1 protein-coding gene is annotated in these 1,028 nt (G+C 76.6%); it reads right to left on the reverse strand.

All coding sequences use genetic code 11. From position 1 onward, the window contains the following. Positions 1 to 124 precede the first annotated feature (124 nt). Positions 125 to 1,028: FecCD family ABC transporter permease (locus tag AOK23_RS43950; RefSeq protein WP_055717925.1), on the reverse strand; the 904-nt coding region annotated here is incomplete at its 5' end.

Here is a 1,028-nt window from a genome sequence, read left to right on the forward strand (position 1 = left end):
ATCCCGAGCGGAACCCCTGCCCCACCCCCGAGCCCACCGGCGCCCGCCTCGGGACCACCGGGCACCCCGCTCCGCACGCCGTCGCCCGGCACACCGTCACCCCGCACACCCTCGCGCCGCACGGTCACCGCCCCCCGAACGCGTAGCCGCCCCGCCGCATGAGCAGCAGGAACACCGGCACCCCGACCACGGCGGTGATCACCCCGACGGGCAGTTCGGCGGGCGCCAGCAGCAGCCGGGACAGCACATCGGCCCAGACGAGCAGCACGGCCCCGACGAGCGGCGCGACGGCCAGTACCCGACGGTGATCCGCCCCGACCACCATCCGCACCACATGCGGCACCATCAGCCCGACGAACCCGACGGCCCCGCTCACCGCGACCACGGTCCCCGTCACGGCGGCGGTGACCACGAACAGCTCCCGACGCAGCCGCTCCGGCCGCACCCCGAGTGCGGCGGAGGTCTCGTCCCCCATGGCGAGCGCGTTCAGCGCCTCGGCGCGCGCACGCAACCAGACCCACCCGGCGACGACCGTGGCCGCGGCGATCGGCACCTGCGCCCAGGTCGCCCCGCCGAGGCTCCCCAGCAGCCACATCATCGCCGCGCGGGCGGCCTCGCCGCGGGCGGCCCCGAACACCATGACCGTGGTGACGGCCTCGAACCCGTACGCCAGCGCCGTCCCCGTGAGCACCAGCCGCAAGGGCGTGAGCCCGACCCCCGACCGGGCCACCCCGTACACCAGCGCCATCGCCACCAGCGCCGACCCGAACGCCGCCACCGACAGCGCCCACACCCCGAGCCCCGCGAACGCCCCCAGCAGGATCACCGCGTTGGCCCCCACGGCGGCGCCGGAGGAGATGCCCAGCACGAACGGATCGGCCAGCGCGTTCCGCACCATGGCCTGCACGGCGACCCCGACCGCCGCGAGCCCCGCCCCGACGACGGCCCCCAGCACCACGCGCGGCAGCCGTATCTCCCAGACGATCGTGTACGCGGCGCCGTCCGCGGCCCGGACACTCCCCCCGGTC

The organism is Streptomyces torulosus (assembly GCF_001419765.1).
Lineage (GTDB): Bacteria > Actinomycetota > Actinomycetes > Streptomycetales > Streptomycetaceae > Streptomyces > Streptomyces torulosus.